The sequence below is a fragment of the Bacillus ndiopicus genome (genome assembly GCF_000612805.1).
Taxonomy (GTDB): domain Bacteria; phylum Bacillota; class Bacilli; order Bacillales_A; family Planococcaceae; genus Metasolibacillus; species Metasolibacillus ndiopicus.
The window spans coordinates 610056-628616 of the sequence record NZ_HG964405.1; the positions used below are offsets into that span (position 1 = coordinate 610056).

Here is an 18561-nt window from a genome sequence, read left to right on the forward strand (position 1 = left end):
AGAAGCCCAAGATATGCGCCAGAGGCAATCTTTGGATTTCAACAAGCGTCTGAACACCTGCCGAATAAAGAGATATTTTCGTGAAAATATCATATAATACTATAGGTTGTTTCTGCAAGTATTTTTCTTGAAAAAACAAAATTAGTTTCAAGTAGCCTTATTATTCAAAATTGTCAGATAATAACATAACTTTAGGGGTGAAATAAAATAGTAAATCTATAGTGTATTTTTTTCAAAAATATCTATTTTGTTAGGGCAAAGAATGTTGATATAATATATTTACAAATGTAATTTTTTATTTATATTTATTTCCTTTTTTGTTGAATTTAAAACATTAAACTTGAGTTGTCAGATTATTTTGCATCAAAAATAGCACTCTAGTACATGCTTTTTTATCGCGAAAACTTAGTGACAGCAACATGCAAGACACAAATAGAAGAACGAGATTGTCTAAAATATGGAGAACAATATCTACTCTCATGGATTGTAAGAGTTTGGACATAATAAAGCTAAAGAGAAATGGACTTTGTACCGATAATAGGAACTGAGACATAATAAAAAAACAAAGCGATATATTAATTTTATCCCGTTGTAGACGAGTAATAGAAACGATAATAAATCTTTATATAGATTTCAAAATATAGTATGGAGCAAAAAATAGATTACTTGGTAATAATGCTCTTTAATTACTTTACCTTGCTAATATGGTAAAATAGTGATTTTTTATCTGAGTTTACTTAATATTTTAGCTTGTGAAAGTGAAGATGCATATAAAGCAAATTCTGGCCTTTACAGGTAGAGTATGAATACTTTCATTCAACGAGTATCGAATATCTCGTTGGGTGAAAAAAGATTTGTGGCGTAGCTCGTGTGAAATTGGGGGAACCAGGCTGAAAATTAGCCATAATGTAAATTATATAGACAGAGTATAGGGTAGGTGTCACAAATGATGGTGCAGCCATTTCTTTCGGAAATCCAATTTAATATAATGTTTAAAGATAGTAAAGATATGGTCTTTTTTATGAAAAAAAGAGGCGATGATTTTGAGTATTTGTATGTAAATACTGTTGCAAGCCTCCTTTTTGATACTGCTCCATGCGGGAAAACGGTTTCTGAATTGATGCCTAAAAAACCAGCAAACATGATTTTAAATTATTATAATTTGGCTGTTGAAACAAAAGAACAGCGAAATTTTCAAGATTACGATTATTATACTAACGAGGTACGAAAGCACGAAACAACAATATTTCCGATATTTTTTAATAATGAAATTTTCATTTTGGCTATATCAAAGGAAATTGCTTTTGATCGTGACTTACAAGATAAATATTTATTTATGCGCTCGGTTTTCTTTAAAACGTTTTTATCAACTGTTTTAATATCAAGTGATTTAACATTTTTAGAGGCTAATGAGCGTTTTATTGATGATTTCGGAATTTGCGCAAAAAGTATGCAAGGTCAGCCATTTCTAAACTTACCTCTAATTAGAGAGCCTTATGTATCTGAGTGGCAACACTATTTAGCAGATGCGCAAAAAGGTGATAATTTTACGTCGAAAATTGTTAAATTTATTGATAAAGAAAACAAAGTACGCAGCTTTACAGCAACCTTTTCACCTCTAATAGATGAAAGTGGCAGCGTTATTGCAATCTTTTTAATTTTGCAAGAAATTACAGATTTTATTGAGCAACAAAAGGAACTACGTGAAACATCACATGGCTTAGCGATTATAAAAAATGCAATTAATAATGCTGTAGAGTTGTCAATTGTAGATGGTAATAGGAAAATTATTGATTTAAATGACCGCTTCATGGCGCGGACTGGTTATACGAGAGAAGAATTAATTGGTCAAACGCATGATATATTGGATTCGGGTTATCATCCACCTGAATTCGGTAAAAAAATGTGGGAAACATTGCGTCAAGGAGAAATTTGGCAAGGTGAAATATGCAATCGCTCAAAGTATGGTGAATTGTATTGGGTAGATACAACAATTATTCCTTTAATGAATGCTGCTGGAGAAATTGATAGTTATTTCTCGGTTAATTACAATGCATCTGATAAAAGGCGCTTGATGATTGAACTGCAAAATATCGAGCGTACTTTCCGCATTATTACTGAAAATATGAATGATTTTATTGTTATTATGGATGACAATGGGATTATTCAATATGTTTCACCTTCATATGTTCGCACCTTCAAATATTCAGAGGAAGAATTGATTGGTAAAAATTATTCATCCTTTTTAACGCAAGAAAGTGAAGGAACTTGGTTGTCACAATTGAAAAATATGGAACGCAGTGAAATGACGATTGAGTTAGCATTACAGGCGAAAACAGGCGATATTATTTGGACGGAAGGGAAATATAAAGCTGCTAAAAATGAACGAAAAGAAGATACCTATCAAATTATTATGGTATCACGTGAAATAACGGAACGTAAAAAACTTGAAAATTCTTTGCGTTTTATGGCGTACCATGATAATTTAACGCAACTGCCAAATAGAAGATATTTGGAAAAAGAATTTCCGCGCGTGCTCCATTTCGCAAAGGAAAATGCTCGCTCTATCGCAGTTTTATACATTGATGGAGATAATTTTAAAGATGTTAATGATCAATATGGTCATGATGTTGGTGATGAGTTTATCAAATTGACCGGTGAGCGAATTGCATCAAGCATTCGGGCAAGCGATTTTGCTGTGCGAGTAGGTGGAGATGAATTTGTTGTAGTATTAGCGGATCTTTCTATTATAGAAAATGAGCGCAAAAAGGTGATTAAAGATATCATTGCTCGTATTCAGGAAAACTTGCAGTTTGGTGCAGACATACAGGGAAATCATTTTAAACCGACCGTATCAATTGGCGCAAGCTATTACCCTGATCATGCTACGACGTTAGAAGCGTTATTGGAGAATGCAGATAAAGCGTTGTATAAAGCAAAAACCGTAGAAAAAAATGGCTTCAAAATTTATGATGACGTACAATAAGGATAGAGGTTGATTCAATAATGACTCCAGCTATCCATAAAAATGTCCTAAAGGCTTTTATGGAGCCTTTAGGACATTTTTTTAGGAATCAGAAGACAATTCAAAGATGGTGATATCAAGTGAAGAAAATATTGTTAGTGGAAGATGAAAAAAATATTTCGCGTTTTATTGAATTAGAACTAAAGCATGAACAATTTGAAGTGAAGTGCGTGTTCGATGGACGGGAAGGTTTATCTGAGGCACTTACAAATAATTATGATTGTGTATTGCTTGATGTCATGTTGCCACAATTAAATGGTATCGAAGTATGTAGACGGGTTCGCCAACAGTCTGATGTGCCGATTATTTTGTTGACGGCTCGTGACGCAGTAATGGACAGGGTTGCAGGGCTAGATGCCGGTGCAGATGATTATATTGTCAAGCCATTTGCTATCGAGGAATTACTTGCACGTATACGTTCAATTATGCGGCGTGTTGGAAACCAAACAGTGGACAAGCTTCTTATATGTCGAGATTTAGAAATTGATATGGAAGCATATGAAGTAACATTTGAAAATAAAAGGCTCGATTTGACAAAAACCGAGTATGACTTGTTGGTGTTTTTAGCACAAAGTCTAAATAAAGTATGTACACGTGAGCGCATTTTAGAGGCGGTGTGGGGCTTTGATAGCGAGGTGGAGACAAATGTCGTCGATGTGTATATACGCCATTTGCGCACAAAGCTGAATACTAGAGAACAGCCTTATATAGAAACTGTGCGTGGCGTTGGCTATGTGATGAGAGGCTGAGTAATGAAAAGACTATTTAATCTGTCACTTAAAGAAAAATGGATGCTTTCGACGGCTATAACAATTTTCATTAGCTATGCGATTATTTGTGTAATTTTATATATCTCTTTGCATACATGGCTATTGAGTAATGAGGAGCGTAACGCATTAAGAACTGCAGAGGATATTAGCGTGTTTTTTGAAACGCCAGCAATTACAATCCAACAATTGCAGCGTAATACAGGATTGATGAAAGCAATTACGAATCAGGAACAAACAGTGCGCATTATGAATTTAGATGGAGTAGAGCTTCTTAGCATAAGCCCCCGCGTTGATGATGCGCTTCCAGCAGTGCCTACAGCAGCAAGCTATGAGGAGTTACTGCGTACAGTAATTCGTAAGACTGCTGTTCAAGGTACGGATGCTTATGTGATTGAGCGCATTGTACAAATTGGACCATTCCAAGGCTATATGCAATTAATTCATCCACTTACAACATTTCATAAAATGATGCAGTATGTTTTAACAACAATGATTATTGTAGGTATAGGTGCATTATTACTCGTTGCATTTATTAGCTATTACTTAGCGAATCGTTTAATTCGCCCACTTCAACAACTACGCGATTCAATGCGACAAGTTCGTGACAAAGGTTTAACAGAGCGTGAAGCCTTTACTTATCACGCAGACGATGAAATTGGTGATTTGCTAACGATGTATGATTCCATGTTAGAGGAGCTGAATATTTCGTTTACACAGCAGCAGCAATTTGTTGCAGATGCGTCACATGAGCTGCGCACACCTATTCAGGCTGTTGAGGGACATTTATCGCTACTCGCACGTTGGGGCAAGAACGACCCGCAAATTTTAGATGAATCCATTGAGAGCTCCTTAATTGAAGTGAAAAGAATGAAGAAGATGATTGAGGAGCTATTACAGCTAGCTAGAAGAGAGCAAGTTGTAATTTCTGAAGCAAACGTTGCCATTGTTTTACCACAAGTTATCAATGAATTAATAACAGTATATCCAGACACTGTATTCAACGTTGAGGAAATAGCACACAAGGAATTAGTAGCAATTTCACCTGAAGCGCTTGCACAAATATTGCGCAACATTATTGAAAATGGAATACGATATAATGAAAGCGTTCCTAAAATTATTATCTCTACAGCACAAATTGATGGTTGCTTTTATATTGAGATTAAGGATAATGGTATAGGGATTGCAGAAGAGCACTTACCGTTTATCTTTGATCGTTTTTACCGAGTGGATGAATCACGTCAGCAAAATGGTGGAGGTACTGGACTTGGTTTAAGCATTACAAAAATGCTGGCAACAAAATATAATGTCGAATTGAAGGTGCACAGCAAAATTCATCAAGGAACAACATTTTTGTTAAAAATTCCTTTGAAAAAGTGAGGAATTTCGAGAAGATGCTTTCGTTTTTCTATAGTTAGCTAAAAATTTGACTTATTTATTGAAAAATAGTTGTATTTTTTGTAGAGAGTAGTAAGATTGAAGTGGAAAAATGTTCTCCGCTAAACAATGGAGAATATAAGTATACAAAAATAAATAGGCTCAGCTATTTTTTAAGTAGTAGAGAGCCAAGAAATGTTTATTTTAAAATGGAACTGCCATGCAGGCAAAATTTGGAGGTTATTTTCATGTCGAACAATGTATTACCTGGTTCCCCTTGGTCAGCGTTTGCAGGCCCTAACTTAGGTTATGTCATGGAGCAATACGACTTATTTCTACAATCTCCCGAAGAAGTAGAACCAGCTTTAGTTGAATTGTTCCAACAATACGGAGCGCCTGTTGGAGTAGAAGGTGAAGTTGCTGTAACTGGAGGAGCGGTTACTTCACAAGCTGATTTTGGCAAAGTGCTAGCTGCAGTAAAACTAGCAGATACAATTCGCTCTTATGGTCATTTAGCTGCAGATATTTACCCATTACAAAACCGTGCACTTAATACTGCTAAAATCGAAGAAAGCACATTTGGATTAACTCAAGCTGATTTAGCTGAAATTCCAGCTACAGTATTCTTTAAAAATGTACCTGCAGGTATTCAAAACGGTCGTGACGCAATTGCTTATTTAAAATCTGTCTACACAGGTAAAATTGCATTTGAATACAACCATGTAGGGACAAATGAAGAGCGCGAGTGGTTCCAATCTCAAATCGAGTCAGGTGCGTTATCAACAGCAATTTCTACTGATGAAAAGAAAGCGCTATTAGATCGTTTAACACATGTTGAAAACTTTGAAAAATTCATTCATAAAACATTTGTAGGTCAAAAGCGTTTCTCTGGTGAAGGTTTAGATACACAAATCGTTTTATTTGATGAAATTTTAAAAACAGCTGAAGCAAAAAATGTGAAAAATGTACGCATCGGTATGGCTCACCGTGGACGTTTAAATGTATTAACACATATTTTAAACAAGCCATACGATATGATGTTCTCTGATTTTGCACACGTTTCAAATGATTTATTTATGCCGGAGCATGGACGTTTACAAATTACAAAAGGCTGGACTGGCGACGTAAAATACCATATGGGTGCATCTTATGTACGCGATTCAGGAATGAATGTAAAGCTTGCTTATAACCCATCTCACCTAGAAATCGGTAATCCAGTAGTGCTAGGCTCAACTCGTGCGACACAAGATGATGTATTCGCTAACGGACGTGCCAAGCATGACGCTACTTCAGGATTAGGTATTTTAGTGCATGGTGACGCAGCATTCCCAGGTCAAGGTATCGTAACTGAAGTAATGAACTTTGCGAAAACAGAAGGCTTTACAACTGGCGGTACAATTCATATTATTGCGAACAACATGATCGGGTTTACTACAGAGCTATATGATTCTCGTTCATCAAATTATTCATCAGACCCTGCTAAAGGCTATGATATTCCTGTTATTCATGTGAATGCAGATCACCCAGAGGCAGTAGCACAAGTTGGTCGCTTTGCAGCAGAATACCGTCAAAAATTCGGTAAAGATATTATTGTTGATTTAATTGGTTACCGTCGTCATGGTCATAATGAAACGGATGACCCAACTGTAACAAACCCTGAAACTTATAAATTAGTATCAAAGCATGATCCAGTGCGTGCACTTTATGGCGCAAAATTAGTTGCTGAGGGAATTGTAACTGAGGAAGAAGTAAAAGCGCTTGACAGTGCTGCATACGCAGAGATGCAAGCTGCATATGATCATGTGAAGGAAATGGCAGAAAAAGATGAGCATAAGCATCTTGAAATGCCAGAGGAATTAAAAGTAGACTTCCCACAAATCGACACAACGACAAGTGTTGAACGTTTACAAGCAATTAACGAAGATTTACTAGTATTCGCAGAAGGCTTTGAGCCACAAAACAAACTAGGTAAAATTTTAGAAAAACGCCGTGATGCATTTGCTACTGGCAAAATTGACTGGGGTCATGCAGAAACATTAGCATTTGCTACAATGCTTCAAGATGGCACGCCGATTCGTTTCACTGGTCAAGATGCACAGCGCGGTACGTTCTCTCAACGTCATTTAGTATTACATGACAAAAACAATGGTAACGAATTTACGCCATTGCACCATGTTCAAGGTACAAACGCCTCATTCTCAGTATATAACTCACCTTTAACAGAGGCTGGAGTAGTTGGCTTTGAATACGGCTATACTTTAGAAAATGACAATGTGTTAACAGTTTGGGAGGCACAATTTGGTGACTTTGCAAACATGGCACAAGCAATGTTTGATAACTTCATTTCAGGTGCTCGTGCAAAATGGGGGCAAAAATCAGGCTTAGTCCTTCTTTTACCGCATGGTTATGAAGGTCAAGGTCCTGAGCACTCATCAAGCCGTATTGAGCGTTATTTACAAATGGCTGCTGAAAATAACTGGTTTGTTGCGAACTGTTCAAATGCAGGGAACTACTACCATTTACTACGTCGTCAGGCGGCATTGTTAGGCACTGAGGGTGTACGCCCATTAGTTGTGGCATCACCAAAATATTTATTACGTCATCCTTTAGCAGCTGCTAATGCTGAGCAATTAGCAGACGGCTCATTCCAAGAAATCATTGAACAACCTGGTCTAGGCACGAAGCCTGAAGCAGTAGAGCGTATCGTCTTAGGTACAGGTAAAGTGATGATTGATTTAGCAGACCGTGTGAAAGATGGAGAAGGCTTTGAACACTTACACATCGTTCGGGTAGAGCAATTATATCCATTCCCAAGTGCACAACTTGCTAATATAATTGCGCAATATCCAAACGCGAAAGAAGTTGTTTGGGTACAAGAAGAGCCGAAAAACCAAGGTTACTGGAACTATGCAATTGAAAAATTATATGAGCTTTCAGAAGGCAAAAAACTACGCTATGTAGGTCGTCCTGCAATGAGTTCAACATCTGAAGGTGATGCAGATGCTCATAAAGAAGCACAAGCAGCAATTATTGCAGAAGCCGTAACAGAGGCAGCAAAAGTAAAATAATAGTATAATGTTGTTAGATGCAAGAATAGGCTACTAGCCTTGTGTGCAGTAGCCTTTCTATATGTTGTTTAATTAAAGGAGGAAATGAAAGTGGCTGAAATTAAAGTCCCTGAATTAGCAGAATCGATTACAGAAGGTACAATTGCCCAGTGGGTGAAAAAAGTTGGAGACCGCGTTGAAAAAGGCGAGTTTATCGTTGAATTAGAAACAGATAAAGTAAACGCAGAAATTATTTCTGAAGAAGCAGGTGTATTAACACAAATTCTTGCTGCAGAAGGCGATACTGTGCTTGTTGGACAAGTAATCGCAGTAGTAGAAGCAGGTGAAGGCGCTGCTCCAGCACCAGCAGCACAAGAAGCTACACCAGCACCAGCAGCTCCTGCTGTGGAAGCACCAAAAGCTCCTGCAACACCAGCTCCAGTTGTTGAAACAACTTCAAATGAGCGTGTAGTAGCTAGCCCAGCAGCTCGTAAATTAGCGCGTGAAAAAGGTATCGATTTAGCGGCTGTATCTCCAGTAGATCCACAAGGTCGCGTTCGCGTTCAAGACGTAGCAGCACATGGTACAGCGCCAGTTGCAGCACCTGTAGCAGCTCAAACAGGCGGCCCAGTTGTATTTGCTCCAGCAGCAGAAACTGACCGTGTGACAATTGAAAAAATGTCTCGTCGCCGTCAAACAATTGCAAAACGTTTATTAGAAGTTAAGCAATCAACAGCGATGTTAACAACATTTAACGAAATTGATATGACAAACGTTATGGCATTACGTAAACGCAAACTAGAGCAGTTCGTAAAAGATAACGATATTAAACTAGGCTTCATGTCATTCTTCACAAAAGCGGTTGTAGCAGCACTTAAGAAATACCCTTATGTAAATGCACAAATCGTTGGTGATGAAATCCATTTAAACAACTTCTTTGATATCGGTATTGCGGTATCTACTGAAGAAGGTTTAGTAGTTCCTGTAGTACGTGATGCAAACAGCAAAAACTTTGCAGAAATCGAGAAGAGCATTGCGGAGCTTGCAGGGAAAGCACGCGACAAAAAATTAGGCTTAAACGACATGGCAGGCGGTTCATTCACTATTACTAATGGTGGTGTATTCGGTTCGTTAATGTCAACACCAATTATGAATGGTACACAAGCTGGTATTTTAGGTATGCACTCAATCGTTCAACGCCCAGTAGCGATTAACGGTGAGGTTCAAATCCGCCCAATGATGTACGTGGCATTATCATATGACCACCGTATTATCGATGGTAAAGATTCAGTTGGCTTCTTAAAAACTGTTAAAGAGTATATCGAGAACCCAGAAGATTTATTATTAAATTCTTAATAAAATAAAAGCAGTCAGGCAAACCGCCTGACTGCTTTTTTGTAAGAAAAAAGTCCCGTTTCGCCCAAGCAATGCCGAAATTCGCTCATTGAGGGTAAGGTGGACTTGAAATCGATTTGATGCTTTTTTTAAATTCAAAGATAAATGATATTGACAATGATTATTTCATAGTATAATATATTACCTAATAACTTTATAAAAATACCTCACGTTCTAGTGAGGTAGAGGCGCGATATTTAATAGTTTTTCATGGAGTTTTGAGCAACAGTGAAATGAAGAAGAAGGAAATATCGCCGAAGTGTATCGGAGAGCTCGCATTCGATATGCTGGGTCTGTAGTGAATAACTGCAGGACTGTCTTGGGTATTTCTTTCCAGCTTACTCAAGTTGCGCTATCTCAACAATGGAACTAAGAGGATTTGGGCTTTTATTTTATTAAATTACAGCGACCTAAAATTCTTTAGGTCGCTTTTTTGTATATGAGAAAGCCCAGAAAATTAATAAAAAGGGGAAATTTAACATGAGTAAAAAATGGTTATTGTTACTTGTTGCGATGTTAACAGCTATGGTTCTAGTTGCATGCGGCAATGGAGAAAAAGAAGGAGCATCTTCATCGGAAGGTGGAGATGGGAAAAAGGTTTTAAAGGTTGGTATGGAAGCGGGCTATCCACCGTTTAACTGGACACAGCAAACAGATGCAAATGGTGCAGTAAAACTTAGCGGCTCTGCTGAATACGCGGGCGGTTATGACGTGCAAGTTGCGAAAAAAATTGCTGATGAACTTGGTATGGAGCTAGAAATTGTTAAAACAGAATGGGACGGCTTAGTGCCAGCATTACAATCTGGTGTTGTAGATGCGATTATTGCGGGGATGAGCCCAACAGCAGAACGTAAACAATCAATCGACTTCACATCAAATTACTATACATCTGATTTTGTCATTGTTGTGAAAAAGGGCAGCCCATATGAAAATGCTAAAACATTAGCGGATTTCTCAGGAGCAAAAATTACGTCACAACTGAATACTTCAAACTATTTAGTAATCGACCAAATTCCAGGTGTTAAAAAAGAAGTAGCGATGGATAGCTTCCCAGCAATGCGTGTAGCAGTTGAATCAGGCGCAATTGATGGCTATGTAGCAGAGCGTCCAGAAGCGATTTCCGCTGCAATGGCAAATAAAAATTTCGCATATGCTGATTTAGAAGAGGGCTTTGTAACAGACCCTGGTGCTACAGATGTTGCAATTGGCGTACGTAGAGGCTATGAGCTTACGGATAAAATGAGTGAGATTTTAGACAGTATTTCAGCGGATGAGCGCCAAAAATTAATGGAAGAAGCTATTGCTAACCAACCAGCATCTGCTGAGTAGCAAACAAGTTAAGTTCATCTAGGGTATTTAGAAAGTATGTATTATTTACTTTCAATGTAACCAATTAAGCTTCGGTATAATTGTATCCTGATTTTTTGAACTTGCGAGAGAAACTTCTTCAAAAAGGGTGAGGGGGTGTCTAAAATGACTTTTCAGGCACTCCCTTTTATAGATAATAACGGCTTGCTGTTAGGAGGATATTTATGAATTTAGAAACGATTATTTCAATTTTGCAAAATAGCTGGCCGATGTTTTTACGCGGTGCATATATGACACTTGCTATTGCGGTTATTAGTACAATTATTGGTGCGTTTATCGGATTTTTTATCGGTATTATGCATACAATTCCAATGAAATCATTGTCATTGAAAACGGTATTGTTAAAAATCGGTAATTTTCTTTTAACATGCTATGTAGAAATTTTCCGTGGTACACCAATGATTGTACAAGCAATGGTTGTATTTTATGGTCTATATGCGTATGGCATTGAATTAAATCGCTTTGTTGCAGCACTTGTAGTTGTTGGTTTAAATACAGGGGCATATATGGCTGAAATTGTTCGTGGTGGTATTGTATCAGTTGATAAAGGGCAATATGAGGCTGCACAAGCAATCGGGATGAATCATGTTCAAACAATGATTTATGTTGTACTACCACAAGTTGCTCGTAATATTTTACCGGCAACAGGAAATCAATTAATAATGAATATTAAAGATTCAGCCGTATTGAGTGTTATTAGTGTAGCAGAATTATTTTTCCAAACGAAATCTGTGGGAGGCGCGAATTTTAAATATGCGGAGTCCTTTTTAATAGCAAGTATTATGTACCTTATTATGACATTTACAGCGACACGCCTTTTACGTGTAATGGAGCGTAGGCTAGATGGTCCAAATGCCTATAAAGTAGATAAAGAAAGTGAGGGGCAAATACAGTGACAAATGTTATTGAAATTAAAAACTTAAGCAAATCATTTGGCTCTCATGAAGTATTACGCGATGTGAATTTTTCAGTAAAAAAAGGTGAGGTTGTATGTTTAATTGGCTCATCTGGCTCAGGTAAATCAACGCTTTTACGCTGTGTCAATTTATTGGAAACACCTTCAGGAGGCAATATTATTTACAACGGTGAAAATATTTTAGATAGCAAGCATAATGTGGAGCAATATCGCACGCATTTAGGTATGGTATTTCAGCAATTTAATCTATTTAATAATTTAAATGTTATCGATAATTGTACTGTTGGTCAGCAAAAGGTTTTAAAAAGGAGCAAGGCAGAAGCTATCGAGAAGGCAATGAAATATTTAGAAGTCGTTGGCATGGCACAATATAAAAATGCGAAGCCTCGCCAGCTATCTGGTGGACAAAAACAGCGCGTAGCGATTGCCCGTGCATTAGCAATGGACCCAGATGTTATGTTGTTTGATGAGCCGACATCGGCATTAGACCCTGAAATGGTGGGGGAAGTATTAAAAGTAATGCGTATGCTTGCGAGTCAGGGAAATACAATGTTAATTGTGACACATGAAATGGAGTTTGCACGTGAAGTAGCGGATCGCATTGTCTTTATGGATAAAGGCGTTATTGTTGAGGAGGGCCACCCAGACCAAGTGCTTGTTAATCCTCAGCATGAACGCACAAAGGAGTTTTTAAAGCGTACTTTGAAAAGCTGATATATATCAGCTTTTCAATATGTATAGTGACGTGTCTAACGTCTAGAGTTCCATTCAGAAATGATAATGAAAACAATAGCAAAAGCAATTGCTAAAGCCCAAAACCAGCTTGGTATGCTTGACATAGTATTCACCTCATGTATTATTTTAACATGCTTGTAAAATCGCTTCAAACAAGTGCTAACGAAAGTTAAATTATTTGTGTGAAATGCTATCATTAAGGAAAAAAATCGTATAAAATAATAGGGAAATCAATTACACCTTGATAAATTCTCGTTCAGATTTTTGGTACTCGTGCAGGGAGTCCTCTTCAGAATCTGTGACATTTATAGAAACAAGGTAAATGTTAAGCAAATAAAGTGAGGTTTCGTTCATGTTACATTTAAAATGGAAAGATGCGCCTACAATTCGCACGGTGAAATGTGTGCATACAAATGCAGCAAAATATTTAGTATCAAATGTACTAACAGTCGGAAAAGAATACGAAGTAAAAAATGAAACTGAGGAATTTCTATTTGTAGTAGACAACACAGGAAAAGTTGGAGGCTATTACAAAGATTATTTTGAGTAATTATCAAAAAATGACCAAAACCAGCAATGGATTTGGTCATTTTTTTATCTCGATTTGGAAAAAGTTTTCTATACCAAAAGCTCCTGTCTCTCCAGGTAGCTAAAAATAGACAAAGAACAAATAATACATCTCTCGTTAAAATTCCCTAAATATATATAGTTCGTTTAAAAATTTTACGTTCCTATAAAATTAATTACCAATGGAATTAGCTAGCTGAACTAATATTTCAGGTGTTAGTTTATTAGATACTCTTTTATCAATACCGAATATATATTGCCAATTATCTCGTTCAAACACAAATAAATTAAAACCTATTTGGGGTAATTTTTCTAGATACTTTGCCTCAATTCCATTGTTTAATTTGAAAATGTTAGCGGTATATTTGTCGTTGTTAAATTCAATTTTATGCTCGATAGGTCGAACCTCAATTTTGAAATGATTTTTGGGTGATAGATTATTTATAAATTTCACTTCAAAATAATCATTCGTTTCTCCATCTAAATTATTTAACCTGCCAACTTGATGGGTAAAACTTATTGGTGGTACCAAAAGTGGTAACTGAAGTTTTTGTTTAAAATGCTGTTCAAAATCTTGTGAGGCTTCTATTACTGTTTTGTATCCTATTTCAGAAAGAATCTCTTCATAAGGCTGTGGGGAATCACTTAGGGTAGCAGAGATTGTACTATTGTTTGTAATTAAGGGTGCTAACGCAAATAAAAGAAACAGAAAGCTTTGCATTTCATCTCTCCTAAATTATATTTAAGCATATTATCCACCAGTTCAATTACAACTATTCTTTTCTAAATTAATCAACTGTTCGCAAATATATAGTGACTAATAAGAAAAAATCCTGTATACACACAGGATTTTTAATCAAACTATTTTGTGAAATTATAGTAAAAGATATGGTTAGTCAATAATAAGACTTTATATGGAGTCATACATATCACTTGTTTTTGCATGGACACGGAGCGTTTCTTCAATATCTTGCAATAATTTTAATTGCGTTTGCTTAAATTGATCGATATCAGAATGTGAAATGCCGCTTTGCTTTGACTTCATTTGAAGCATTTTTCCATTTTTTCGTGCTAATTCATCGGATGCGCGCATTAACTTATCCTGTGCCTCTGCTACGCGGCGCTGTTGATTCATTGTTAGCAACATAGAAATTTGCGTTTGCCACATCGGAATTGTTGTCATAACAGATGCCTGTATTTTATCGATTAATAGCTGGTTTGTTTGCTGCATTAAACGAATTTGAGGGGCAGCCTGAATAGCGATTTCTCGTGATATTTGTATATCATAGAGACGACGATCAAGCCATTCAATCGCCATTTTTTGATCATTTAATCGCTGTAATTCCATTGGGTCAGTCGGCTCAGTCATAGGAAGCTGTTTTTTTGCATCAGCTAGCTTTAATTCACCTGCTGCAATATATACATTAATTTCGGCAAAATATTGCTCGTTTAAGGCGTATAAATCATTTAATAGCTTGAAATCACGCAATAAACCCATTTGTGCATGCTCTAATTGAATTGCCAGACGGTCAATCTGTGTACTTAGTCTTTTGTAATGTGTCATTACTTCTTGTGTTGACTGTTTTTGCTTTGAGAAAAGTTTACTTAAAAAACCTTTGTCTTGTTGGATCAGTGCATCTGGGTTAATTTGCTCTAAATAAGAGACAAGCTGCGATAATACCTCGCCAACTCTGCTATGATCTTTGCGCTCAATATGGACTGCCATATTTGCGGTAAAATCACGAAGCGCTTGCTGGGCCTTTAAGCCGAAAGCAAGCACATTTTCATATATGTTGATTTTTAGTTCACTCGCCAACCCAAGTGCACGGCTTTTATCATCTTGGCTTAATGCAGCGTAAAGAGGGCTTACTGATTGGCTTGCTTGTGCCAGTTGAAATTCTTCCTCAGCAATTTCAGCGAAGCGACTCCCCGCATTTTTAAAGGCTTCAAATGGATTTTGTTGCATGATTATTCACCACCGATTAAACGATCTTTCCTTTTTTTATTTTCAAGCTTTGCATAATCAAGCTCAAGCTTTAGATGCTCAATATCAGAGCTTAATGCAAGCTTTAAGTCATCTTCCATTGTGACATACAGCTCTTTCAGCGTTTTGCGTGTTTCTTCTAATGCTAAATGAATATCAGTACCACCAACCTGCTCTTTTGTTAATAATGTGTACTTGTCTATTAGCTGTACAGCGGATGGTAGGTGAGAGTAGAAGAAATCCTCTACTGCATAAAATTTTTGCGGATTTGTTTGGACAATATAAATAATTCGCTTTGCCAGCTTATTCATTTCATTAATTAATTTAAAAGAGCGAACAGAGCGAACGCGTACATATTGTTGCATTAATAGGGTTAAGTCATTTTTTGCTAGTTTGATTTGTTGTTCAATAAGTTGATATTCCGAGCGTGTTAAGCCAAGCATTTTGCTACGTTTTGCCTTTTGGAATGCTAAGATTCCTTTATTACTTGCATAATAGCTTGCGATCGTTAACAGCGGCACGATAAAAATGCCTAAATCAAAATTAATAACAGTAATAACAAATACAGCAAAGCTAATGATTAAGCTGAGTCCATGTCGGTTGATAAAATTCATTGTGCTAAGCATTTTCGTACCTCCTATATATATTATTACTACTAAATACGAGCTAGCTGAAAAAAAGTTTCATCAATATATTTTTTCTTATACTTTATGCTAAAAATACATATAGACAAAGCCCCAAATGGCTTTGCCTACACATGTATTTATCTTAATACGGCAAATCTGTTGTATTTTATGCGAAGATACCATTTTTAAAGTTTTGGTTGGGCAAATTAAACTAAATTCGTTTTAAATAATGTCAGTTTTCATTGTTTTATAGCCTTTTAAGCTATCAAAGATTTCTAATGTAAAACGATTAGATTGTGCTTGCAGGCTAACACCTTGCTCAACAAAATGAATAAATTCATCAACTGCAGCGGTTGTACCTTCAATTTCCGCCTCAATATTATTTTTTTCATTTAATATGCAATAGCCTTTTAAGCCAAGCTCAAATGCTTTTTGTTTAATGAAAAATCGATGTCCTGTTCCTGTAGCATCTCCAGAAAATATCACACGTACACGTTTCATAGTGAATCGACACTCCTTTTGCATCAATTACGCCTTGGCGTAATTGCGTCCAGATTTTTTTCGAGCTCGCTCGAAAAGCTCCTCTTCAAAAATCTGTGACATCCGCCGGGGCGTTTATCTTGATTCAGTGCGTGTTTGCACACTCACTGAACCATAGAAAACAAAATATAGCATTCATCTCACCACCTGTAAAGGTGGGAGTTTTCTGTTGAATCAAGATAAAAGTTTTTAGCTGATTGTGCATTATATGAGCCGAAGCATCATTTAGGTAGCTTGTCTTTCCTTAGAAATTATTGCAATTAAATCATTAATATAATGTAGCACTTGCTCAGATGCTTGGTTAATTTCTTTTAAGCAATCGTCTGCAACTTGGATATTACCATTATTGTACGCCTCTACAGCTTGTTTCGCAAATACATGGACTTGCTCATGATAATAGTCTAAATCAATAAATGATTGATGTGAACCTAGACGACGCTGTGTTTGTTCATTTAAATACCATTTGCCAAGACGGCATTCTTTATGTGAGGACACATCGCTAGGCTGCAAATGCTCTAGCCCTAAAAACATATTGTAAACGCGCCATTTCCATAAAATATGGTCAGCTTTTGATAGCTGTAATAATGCAATACTTGATAATGAAACATTATGATCTGAAATAAGCTCAGTGCGGAAACGATTAATTTCTTTCCCTAAATAATGAATATCATGGGATGTAATATCGCTAAAGTGTTGAATATCCTCTTGAATGCTTGAAATATCTCCAATGCGGGCAGACATATCATCAAGTGCAGCTGCTTGTTGCTGAGAAATTGCTGCAGTATTTGTAACATCCGCATCAATCCCCTCAATTGCTTCAACAATTGAAGCTAGAAGTGGCAATGATTGTCTCGCCTCAGTCGTGGCATCCTTAATTGTCATCGTTGTTTCTTTGATTGATTGTGCTACAGAATTCGAATAGGATTTTAGCGCATGTACATTATTGGAAACTTCCTCTAATGCAGAGACCGTTCCTTCGGCCAGTTTTCGAACTTCCTGTGCAACGACAGCAAAGCCTTTGCCATGCTCGCCAGCACGTGCCGCTTCAATGGAGGCATTAAGCGCTAATAAGTTCGTTTGGTCGGCAATTTGATTAATTAAAATGACTACTTGTTCAATGTCATCGATGTACTTTTGTAGGTTCGTAAAGCCATCAACAATTGCTGTAAACGTTTCCTCTGTTGTGAAAATCTCTTGCAGTGCATGCTCAATTGCCTGCTGACCTTTCGCTGCATAAGAAACAGATTCATTCGTTTTTTCTGCAATGCGAGTGGAAGTACGTGCAACTTCTGCAATGGAAGAAGTGAGCTCTTCAATCGCTGCAGAAGAGGAGGCAATTTCCTTCGTTTGATTATTTAAGCTAATTACTAAATCCTTCATATGCATAATACGTGCATGGGCATCAGTTAATGTCGACACTTCTGTAACGACATCTTCCATAAAACGCTCTGCAAAAATTTCCGTTAAAAGCTGTAACTCAATATTAATTGCTGCGGCAATTGTTTTTAAAAAATCATTTGAGGTAGACTGCTTATGTAATACGTGTGAAAGTAGGTAAAACGACAACTGATTCCAAACGACAACTAATTTACCAATTTCAAATTGCTGTTCTCGAAGCATATTAAAAAATATAATTCGCTGATTTAAATAGTCATTATCCCGTTTATCATTAAAAAAGCTCTGTAAATACGCTGAAATTTGCTGAGACGATACAGAATGCCGCGCATTTGGTGCAATTTCATCTAAATGCTGCGCTAGAAATTGCTCTAAAGAGGGATTTGAATCTTTTAGATGTTGAGATATTTTTATTAAATTTTGTTCATCTTGCTGGGAGAAATGATTAAAAGCGAGAATGTCATAAAAACGCCCTGCAGCTTGTAAATCCGTACCTCTTGTGAAGAAATCATGAACATTTGCTTTTCTTTTGAATGCTGTAAACAAAAAAATCACTCCAATTGGCATTTTTAATTTGTGAGAAAAGTCCCCTTTATTGAAGTCACATTACGGCTATTTTATCATAGCGAGTTGGGGAATAATAGACAGAATAATGAAATGCTTTTGAAGGAATAGTAATATTGATAATCACCAATGATTAAATCCGAAAGAAATTGCACATACTAAAATCGTAATTCACCTACAAATGTATGTATTTTTATAATGAAAAAACCTATTTTCATAGGTTAAATTTACGTATTAATGGATGTACAATGTATG

14 protein-coding genes and 1 riboswitch are annotated in these 18561 nt (G+C 36.6%); of the genes, 9 read left to right on the top strand and 5 right to left on the bottom strand.

Features of this window, described 5'->3' with window-relative positions:
- Positions 1 to 946: 946 nt before the first annotated feature.
- From TY13_RS11115 to TY13_RS11155, 9 genes are all read left to right on the top strand, one after another.
- Entirely contained in the window at positions 947 to 2986 is a 2040-nt protein-coding gene (locus TY13_RS11115) for a diguanylate cyclase domain-containing protein (protein ID WP_081796969.1), read from the top strand.
- 119 nt (positions 2987 to 3105) lie between these two features.
- A complete protein-coding gene (locus tag TY13_RS11120) occupies positions 3106 to 3774 on the top strand; it encodes a response regulator transcription factor (protein ID WP_042475559.1) in 669 nt (222 codons plus the stop codon).
- Positions 3775 to 3777: 3 nt separating this feature from the next.
- A complete protein-coding gene (locus tag TY13_RS11125) occupies positions 3778 to 5172 on the top strand; it encodes a sensor histidine kinase (RefSeq protein ID WP_042475560.1) in 1395 nt (464 codons plus the stop codon).
- A gap of 245 nt (positions 5173 to 5417) precedes the next feature.
- On the top strand, positions 5418 to 8237 hold the full coding sequence (locus TY13_RS11130) for a 2-oxoglutarate dehydrogenase E1 component (RefSeq protein ID WP_042475562.1): 2820 nt from the start codon (positions 5418 to 5420) through the stop codon (positions 8235 to 8237).
- A 90-nt stretch (positions 8238 to 8327) separates the two neighbouring features.
- On the top strand, positions 8328 to 9572 hold the full coding sequence (odhB, locus tag TY13_RS11135; protein WP_042475564.1) for a 2-oxoglutarate dehydrogenase complex dihydrolipoyllysine-residue succinyltransferase: 1245 nt from the start codon (positions 8328 to 8330) through the stop codon (positions 9570 to 9572).
- A gap of 214 nt (positions 9573 to 9786) precedes the next feature.
- A riboswitch (Lysine riboswitch) is annotated at positions 9787 to 9974 on the top strand.
- Between the two features lie 117 nt (positions 9975 to 10091).
- Positions 10092 to 10940 (top strand): transporter substrate-binding domain-containing protein, encoded by an 849-nt coding sequence (locus tag TY13_RS11140; RefSeq protein WP_042475566.1) that lies wholly within the window; start codon positions 10092 to 10094, stop codon positions 10938 to 10940.
- A gap of 203 nt (positions 10941 to 11143) precedes the next feature.
- Positions 11144 to 11875, top strand: coding sequence for an amino acid ABC transporter permease (locus tag TY13_RS11145; RefSeq protein WP_042475569.1), 732 nt, complete (start codon positions 11144 to 11146; stop codon positions 11873 to 11875).
- Positions 11872 to 12609, top strand: a complete 738-nt coding sequence (locus TY13_RS11150; protein WP_042475572.1) for an amino acid ABC transporter ATP-binding protein — start codon at positions 11872 to 11874, stop codon at positions 12607 to 12609. Before TY13_RS11145 ends, TY13_RS11150 begins: the two co-directional genes overlap by 4 nt.
- A gap of 373 nt (positions 12610 to 12982) precedes the next feature.
- A complete protein-coding gene (locus TY13_RS11155; protein WP_042475574.1) occupies positions 12983 to 13180 on the top strand; it encodes a DUF6501 family protein in 198 nt (65 codons plus the stop codon).
- Between the two features lie 189 nt (positions 13181 to 13369).
- Here the strand turns inward: TY13_RS11155 and TY13_RS11160 are convergent, their stop codons facing one another.
- From TY13_RS11160 to TY13_RS11180, 5 genes are all read right to left on the bottom strand, one after another.
- Complete coding sequence (locus tag TY13_RS11160) at positions 13370 to 13918, bottom strand: hypothetical protein (protein WP_042475576.1); 549 nt, start codon at positions 13916 to 13918, stop codon at positions 13370 to 13372.
- A gap of 189 nt (positions 13919 to 14107) precedes the next feature.
- A complete protein-coding gene (locus TY13_RS11165; RefSeq protein WP_230199424.1) occupies positions 14108 to 15163 on the bottom strand; it encodes a toxic anion resistance protein in 1056 nt (351 codons plus the stop codon).
- Between the two features lie 2 nt (positions 15164 to 15165).
- Positions 15166 to 15807 (bottom strand): 5-bromo-4-chloroindolyl phosphate hydrolysis family protein, encoded by a 642-nt coding sequence (locus tag TY13_RS11170; protein ID WP_042475583.1) that lies wholly within the window; start codon positions 15805 to 15807, stop codon positions 15166 to 15168.
- A 222-nt stretch (positions 15808 to 16029) separates the two neighbouring features.
- Positions 16030 to 16308 carry an acylphosphatase gene (locus tag TY13_RS11175; protein WP_042475586.1) on the bottom strand — a complete coding sequence of 93 codons (279 nt, stop codon included), beginning with the start codon at positions 16306 to 16308 and terminating at the stop codon, positions 16030 to 16032.
- Between the two features lie 264 nt (positions 16309 to 16572).
- Positions 16573 to 18288, bottom strand: a complete 1716-nt coding sequence (locus tag TY13_RS11180) for a methyl-accepting chemotaxis protein (RefSeq protein ID WP_042475911.1) — start codon at positions 18286 to 18288, stop codon at positions 16573 to 16575.
- Between the last annotated feature and the right edge of the window lie 273 nt (positions 18289 to 18561).

What these genes read in the sequence shown, in the direction of transcription:
- TY13_RS11115 (WP_081796969.1), top strand. Translation starts at nt 947, where the DNA reads ATGATGGTGCAGCCATTTCTTTCGGAAATCCAATTTAATATAATGTTT.
- TY13_RS11125 (WP_042475560.1), top strand. Translation starts at nt 3,778, where the DNA reads ATGAAAAGACTATTTAATCTGTCACTTAAAGAAAAATGGATGCTTTCG.
- TY13_RS11130 (WP_042475562.1), top strand. Translation starts at nt 5,418, where the DNA reads ATGTCGAACAATGTATTACCTGGTTCCCCTTGGTCAGCGTTTGCAGGC.
- TY13_RS11140 (WP_042475566.1), top strand. Translation starts at nt 10,092, where the DNA reads ATGAGTAAAAAATGGTTATTGTTACTTGTTGCGATGTTAACAGCTATG.
- TY13_RS11145 (WP_042475569.1), top strand. Translation starts at nt 11,144, where the DNA reads ATGAATTTAGAAACGATTATTTCAATTTTGCAAAATAGCTGGCCGATG.
- TY13_RS11155 (WP_042475574.1), top strand. Translation starts at nt 12,983, where the DNA reads ATGTTACATTTAAAATGGAAAGATGCGCCTACAATTCGCACGGTGAAA.
- TY13_RS11160 (WP_042475576.1), bottom strand. Translation starts at nt 13,918, where the DNA reads ATGCAAAGCTTTCTGTTTCTTTTATTTGCGTTAGCACCCTTAATTACA.
- TY13_RS11165 (WP_230199424.1), bottom strand. Translation starts at nt 15,163, where the DNA reads ATGCAACAAAATCCATTTGAAGCCTTTAAAAATGCGGGGAGTCGCTTC.
- TY13_RS11170 (WP_042475583.1), bottom strand. Translation starts at nt 15,807, where the DNA reads ATGCTTAGCACAATGAATTTTATCAACCGACATGGACTCAGCTTAATC.
- TY13_RS11175 (WP_042475586.1), bottom strand. Translation starts at nt 16,308, where the DNA reads ATGAAACGTGTACGTGTGATATTTTCTGGAGATGCTACAGGAACAGGA.